This is a genomic window from Okeania sp. SIO2B9, assembly GCF_010672505.1.
In the GTDB taxonomy this organism is placed as follows: Bacteria; Cyanobacteriota; Cyanobacteriia; order Cyanobacteriales; family Microcoleaceae; genus Okeania; species Okeania hirsuta.
Genome location: NZ_JAAHGK010000271.1, coordinates 1 through 6,901 on the forward strand (window position 1 = coordinate 1; position 6,901 = coordinate 6,901).

4 protein-coding genes are annotated in these 6,901 nt (G+C 36.5%); all 4 read left to right on the forward strand.

The features are described 5' to 3' along the window. Positions 1–549 precede the first annotated feature (549 nt). Positions 550–786 carry a hypothetical protein gene (locus F6K13_RS11830; RefSeq protein ID WP_124146625.1) on the forward strand — a complete coding sequence of 79 codons (237 nt, stop codon included), beginning with the start codon at positions 550–552 and terminating at the stop codon, positions 784–786. Between the two features lie 431 nt (positions 787–1,217). Further along, a complete protein-coding gene (locus tag F6K13_RS11835; RefSeq protein ID WP_124146626.1) occupies positions 1,218–3,428 on the forward strand; it encodes a peptidase domain-containing ABC transporter in 2,211 nt (736 codons plus the stop codon). Positions 3,429–3,714: 286 nt separating this feature from the next. Beyond that, positions 3,715–4,038 (forward strand): M48 family metallopeptidase, encoded by a 324-nt coding sequence (locus F6K13_RS11840; protein WP_124146627.1) that lies wholly within the window; start codon positions 3,715–3,717, stop codon positions 4,036–4,038. Positions 4,039–4,620: 582 nt separating this feature from the next. Further along, positions 4,621–6,901 (forward strand): ATP-dependent Clp protease ATP-binding subunit (locus F6K13_RS11845; RefSeq protein ID WP_287287448.1); only part of this gene is annotated, 2,281 nt, incomplete at its 3' end.

Consider the following 6,901-nt stretch of genomic DNA (forward strand, 5'->3'; position numbering starts at 1 on the left):
TTGACAAAATGTGGGGTTCTTCAGAAAGACTTACTTTTGACAGCAATATTGGTAGAGAATAAATTGTAGGTTGGGTTAAGCGGCAGCGCAACCCAACAAAAACCAAGATAATAAGATAACAAGCAAGTAGGTTAGGTAGAACGGAGTGAAATCCTACAAAAATCAAGATAATAAGATAACAAGTAGGTTGAGTACAAAAAAGTGAAATCCTACAAAAACACATTATGTTGGGTTTATCCTAACGGATAAGCTCCGCTAACGTTCCTCAACCCAACCTACTTCTATGGCTTAGTAATTGAATTTATTGATTCCAACATTGTTATCCAGAAAATTTACAAAATTTTATTTATTTTAATTTTAGGATTATTTTCTCACCTACAATAGCAAACAAACTGTAGTCCAACAAAAACTAATATACAGAAATTAAAAAAGTATCCTGAAGCTGCATTTCACTTCAAGAAGAATAGACTATACATCACAAGATAGTTAAATAAATGAACATAAATTTATACTAGCTTGTCGATCTAATTAACTCTGAGAAAAAAAATCATGCAAGACACTCAAAACAACGAACTATTTTCCGATATTTCCACTGAAGAATCTGCTACTATTAATGGTGGTTGTGGTTGTGATGGTTACGGTCGCGGTCGCTCTGTATATTATGGCTACGGTCGCCCTCGCTACTACAATGATGGATATGGATACAGTCGCTCTGTAAGCTATGGTTACCGTCGTAGTAGCTATGGCTATGGTTATGGTGGATATCGTGGTCGTGGCTGCTACTAAAAGCTATTTCATTAATTGATAATGGATAATTGATAATTGATAATTACCAACCAGAATTATTTAATTATTAATTATTCAGTAATGGTGAAATTATAACTTTAGATTGATATTTAATTAAATGAGGCATCCATAATTTTATGGGTGTTTTTTTCTGATTTACTCCCTAGTCAACAGAAGTAGTTATTTGGGGTGAAATAAATCATCAGTATAGTTATTTTGTAAGCATTTCCTGCGGAATGCTACGCAAACAGCTTTTTAATGAACTATGTGGTTTGATAGACTATTAAGGTTGACTAATGGACTTTTACCCATACTTTTAATTATTTGAAGTCTCTCAATTACTTTTTGCTCCCTTAAAACTAATAAAGCTGATAGCTAATAGCTGACCGCTGAATGCTTACGTTATTTTTAATTTAAAAATTCAAATTATTATGTTAGATATAGTACCAGTACCAATATTACCAAAAGCATCTAGCGATCGCGAAATAAATAATGTTAATAAATATCCGTTAATTCTACAGCAAAGTGAAGAAGATTGTGGGGCAGCTTGTTTGGCTTCTATTGCTAAATATCATGGTCGTAATTTAACAATAAATCGTATTAGAGAAACTATCGGTACTAATCAACAAGGAACTACATTATTAGGTTTAAAACAAGGTGCAGATAGTATTGGTTTTAATGCTAGGTCTGTCAAAGCAAATCCAGGAATTTTAGACCAAATTGAAAGTGCCCCTTTACCCGCAATTATTCATTGGCAAGGCTATCATTGGGTGGTTTTGTATGGCAAACAAGGAGATAAATATATTATTGCTGACCCCGCTCTTGGAGTTCGTTTTTTATCAAAAAAAGAATTAGCTGAAGCCTGGGGAGATTGGGTTTGTTTATTAGTAGAACCAGATGCAAAACGCTTCTTTTCTGAAGCTGATGAAAAAGTCAGTAATATTAGCAGATTGCTCAGACGAGTTTGGTATTATCGGCAAATTATTATTCAAGTTTTTCTGCTGAATATTGTCTTGGGTTTGCTTTCTATTGCTTCTCCTTTTTTGGTACAAATTCTGACTGATGATGTGCTAGTTAGGGGAGATTTTCAGTTACTTACCAGTGTGGTAATTGCTGTGATTGTGATGAATGTTTTTAGCAGTTGTTTGGAATTAGTTCAATCTAATATGATTGCTCATTTTGCCCAACGTTTGGAATTGGGGTTGGTGATGGAATTTGGGCGAAAAATTTTGAGTTTACCATTGAAGTATTATGAGACGAGACGCAGTGGTGAAATTGTTAGTAGGTTGACGGATATTAAAGAAATTAATCAGTTGGTTTCTCAAGTAATTGTCAGTTTGCCCAGTCAATTTTTTATTGCTTTGGTTTCTTTGACTGTGATGTGTATTTACAGTTTTTCCCTGAGTATAGTTGCTGTTTTTATGGCGGTAATTATGACTTTATCAACTATTGCTTTATTGCCGATATTGCAGCAAAAAACTAGAAGTTTATTTGCTTTGGAGGCAGAAAATCAGGGTGTCTTAGTAGAGACTTTCAAGGGAGCAATGACTCTGAAAACTACCTCCAGCTCTCCTCAATTTTGGGAGGAATTTCAAGGCAGGTTTGGTAAGTTGGCTAACTTGAGTTTTAGAACTACTCAAATTGGGATTGTGAATGATACTTTTTCAGGTTTAGTTAGTAATATTGCGAATATTTTTCTATTATGGTTTGGCAGTAATTTAGTCATCGCCGAACAATTAAGTATTGGTCAATTATTGGCTTTTATTACTATGAATCAATATGTGTCAACTTTGGTTACTACTTTGGTAGGATTGATGGATGAATTGACCAGAGTTCAGACTGCTACGAAACGACTTTCTGAAGTAATTGATTATCCACCAGAAGTAGATAAAAATCATCAAAAACCCGATGCGAAAATTAGTCCTAAAGCCGATATTATTTGTTCCAATATTAGTTTTCACTACGCTGGTAGAATTGATTTATTAGAAAATTTTTCTGTGAAATTTACTGGTGGTAAATCTATCGCTTTAATTGGTGAATCTGGTTGTGGTAAAAGTACCTTGGCAAAATTAATTGCTGGTTTGTATCCGGTGCAGTCTGGTAATATTCAGGTTGGGATTTATAATCTGCAAGATTTAGATATAGATTCTTTTAGAAAACAGGTAGTATTAGTTCCTCAAGATGCTCATTTTTGGAGTCGTTCGATTATTGAAAATTTTCAACTAGCAGTGCCTGGAGTAACTTTTGAACAAATCGTTAAAGCGTGTCAAATTTCTGGAGCAAATGAATTTATTAGTCGTTTACCTGATAAGTATCAAACAGTTTTAGGAGAATTTGGAGCAAATATTTCTGGCGGACAAAGGCAACGTTTGGCAATAGCAAGAGCTATGGTTAATGACCCTGCTGTATTAATTTTGGATGAATCAACTTCTGGTTTAGACCCTGTGAGTGAGGCGGAAGTTTTGGAGAATTTATTGTTGCATCGACGGGGTAAAACAACAATTTTTATTAGTCATAGACCAAAGGTAATTAGTCGGGCTGAATGGATTGTTTTATTGAATAATGGTAAGTTAGAGTTGCAAGGTTCTACCGCTTCTTTACGGGCAAAACATGGGAATCATTTAGATTTTTTGAATCCTTAAATTATCGAGTGGGAATAAGTTTGCTAATTCTATTTATTTGTTAAGTTTCAGTTGAGTATATCGAATTTTATTGACTATTGCGTATGGAGAAATAGTAATTTGATTCATTAACTATTAACCCCCAACAACCGATGCCTATTTATCGTACTTGTGGCAATAATTTAATTACTTTAAGTAAATTTGAGGAAGCATAAAGGGTATTTCAACAACTAAAAAAAATTATCCATAGTTACCAAAAGGTTATGAGGATTATGCCAGAGTTGCTCATAGTTGGGGAAATTGGAATTTGGCTTTGGTGCGTTGGCAAAATGCTATAGAAAAGTTTCCTGAAAATATCGTTTTCCAAGTTCAAAAAGGTAATATGTTGATAAATTTATCTCGGTTTGATGAGGCTGAGGCAGTTTTTAAAAGGTTAATAGAAAAGTTTCCAAATCAACCTCAAGGTTATGAGGGTTATGCGAGATTAACTCATAGTTTGGCAGATTGGAATTTGGCTTTGGTGCGTTGGCAAAATGCTATAGAAAAGTTTCCTGAAAATATTTGTTTTCAAGTTAAGCAAGGTAATGTGTTGATAGGAAATGCTGTCTGTTTTCAGGGATTTTTTGGTTAGTCTAATTATAAATTAACATAACTTTAAACTGCTAAAAATTTTCAGTATTTGTGCAAATTAAATATTTTAATTTTTCCAGTAAATAATCAATGATTATTATGTAGTTAAATTAATATTAAAAAATCAAAAATTCGTCTTTTGCGTAAGTCCTGTAGATAAAAATTTAGGGATGTTCCATGGAATGTCCCTATAACGGCTTGAGAAAAGGATAATATTATACGAGATTTCAAAGGATACAATTTTTCTGTGAACCAAGAATCCTAGTTTCAGGAGAATCTCTATACCTGCATACCTGAACGCCAGATATTATGTCAATGTGTGTCAACTTTTTTCCCAAGTGGTACTATTAAGAAAATATTTCAAAAAAAGACTAGCTACTTTTGGCCTCTTGATCCTCAGTTAATTTTCGGTTACGGCTCTCCTCACTAGGCACTCCTACTTTTACGACGCTAAATTAGTTACAGTAAACAAAAATTTACATTAGTTTCTATTTATGGCCTAATTGTGGTTTAAAACTAGGTAACAATTAAACTACAGGAGGGACATATCCCCTGTAACTATAATATGTAAGGAAAAGTAACCATGTTTGAACGCTTTACAGAACAATCAATCAAAGTGATTATGTTGGCCCAGGAAGAAGCCCGTCGCCTTGGACATAACTTTGTGGGTACAGAGCAAATCCTCCTGGGTTTGATTAGTGAAGGTACAGGTATTGCGGCAAAAGTTCTCAAGGAATATGATGTAAATCTCAAAGATGCTCGGAATGAAGTAGAACAAATAATTGGTCGTGGTTCTGGGTTTACTCCGGCAGAAATTCCTTTTACTCCCAGGGTAAAACGGATGTTGGAAGTATCCTTAGAAGAAGCAAGAAAACTAGACCATAACTATATCGGTACAGAACATTTGCTACTGGCATTGCTCCAAGATTCTGAAGGAGTCGCGGCTAAAGTATTGGACAATTTGGGAGTTGATAGAAGCAAAATTCGGACTCAGATAATTCGCTCCCTTGGAGAAGTTGCTGCAGTTTCTCCTGGAAGCTCTAATTCTGGCAATAAGAAAGCTGTAACTCTAGAAGAATTTGGTACAGACCTGACGAAATTAGCAGCAGAGGGTAAAATCGACCCAGTCGTGGGCCGGGAAAAAGAAATTGAACGGATGATTCAAATTTTAGGCCGGAGGACAAAAAATAATCCTGTCCTTCTTGGCGAACCAGGGGTCGGAAAAACAGCGATCGCTGAGGGATTAGCTCAACGTATCGTTAACCAAGATGTTCCGGATCTTCTACAAAATAAACAGGTGGTGAGTCTAAATATCGGTTCCTTAATTGCTGGTACCAGGTTCCGAGGAGAATTTGAGGAACGACTGAAAAAGATTATGGATGAAGTCCGCTCTAATGGCAATATTATCCTAGTAATTGATGAAATTCATACTGTTGTGGGTGCTGGTGCCATAGAAGGTAGTATGGATGCTGCTAATATTCTCAAACCTGCTTTGGCCAGAGGCGAGGTACAATGTATTGGGGCAACTACTCTGGATGAATATCGCAAGCATATTGAACGGGATGCTGCTCTCGAACGTCGTTTCCAACCTGTAAAAGTGGGCGAACCTACTGTGGAGGAAACAATTGAAATTCTTTATGGGGTACGTTCTGCTTACGAACAACACCACAAGTTGATAATTTCTGATGAAGCTTTGACCGCAGCAGCTAAACTATCAGACCAATATATTAGCGATCGCTTCTTACCAGACAAAGCAATTGATTTGATAGACGAAGCAGGGTCTCGTGTTAGGGTCAAAAACTCTATGCTTTCACCAGAGTTGAAAGATATGAGGCGAGAAATCTCAAAAGTGACAAAAGATAAAGAAGAAGCTATTCGCGCACAAGACTTTGAGCAAGCTAGTCAATTGCGCGATCGCGAACTAGAAATTCAAGCACAAATTGAACAGAGCGATACCGATAAACAAGAAGAAACAGCCAAAGTTACTCCTGTGGTGACAGAAGACGATATTGCTCATATTGTGGCATCTTGGACTGGAGTACCTGTGAGTAAGTTGACAGAATCTGAATCTGAGAAACTACTACACATGGAAGACACTCTGCACCAACGTCTCATTGGTCAAGAAGATGCTGTTAAAGCAGTATCTCGTGCTTTGCGTCGTGCTCGTGTTGGTCTGAAGAACCCCAACCGACCCATTGCTAGTTTCATCTTCTCCGGTCCAACTGGTGTTGGTAAGACAGAACTAACAAAAGCCTTAGCTGCTTATTTCTTTGGTTCTGAGGAAGCCATGATTCGACTAGATATGTCAGAATACATGGAACGTCATACAGTTTCTAAATTAATTGGTTCACCTCCAGGATTTGTTGGTTATGACGAAGGTGGCCAACTTACAGAAGCAGTTCGTCGTCGCCCTTATACCGTGGTACTATTTGATGAGATTGAAAAAGCTCATCCAGATGTATTTAATCTCTTGTTGCAAGTCTTGGAGGATGGTCGTCTCACTGATGCTAAAGGACGGGTAGTCAGCTTTAAAAATACCTTAATCATTATGACTTCTAATATTGGTTCTAAGGTCATCGAGAAAGGTGGCGGTGGTTTAGGTTTTGAGTTTGCTGAGGATAAAGAAGAAGCTCAATATAACCGTATCCGCAATTTAGTCAATGAGGAACTCAAGCAGTATTTCCGCCCAGAATTTCTCAACCGACTGGATGAAATTATTGTCTTCCGTCAGTTGAATAAGGATGAGGTGAAAGAAATTGCAGAAATTATGCTGCGAGAAGTATTCAGTCGTTTGGGCGAACGAAATATGACTCTGACACTCAGTGACAGCTTTAAGGAGCGCTTGATTAAGGATGGATTTGATC

Bases quoted from the DNA above. Each gene is read 5' to 3' on its own strand.
- F6K13_RS11830 (WP_124146625.1), top strand. From the start codon at position 550: ATGCAAGACACTCAAAACAACGAACTATTTTCCGATATTTCCACTGAA.
- F6K13_RS11835 (WP_124146626.1), top strand. From the start codon at position 1,218: ATGTTAGATATAGTACCAGTACCAATATTACCAAAAGCATCTAGCGAT.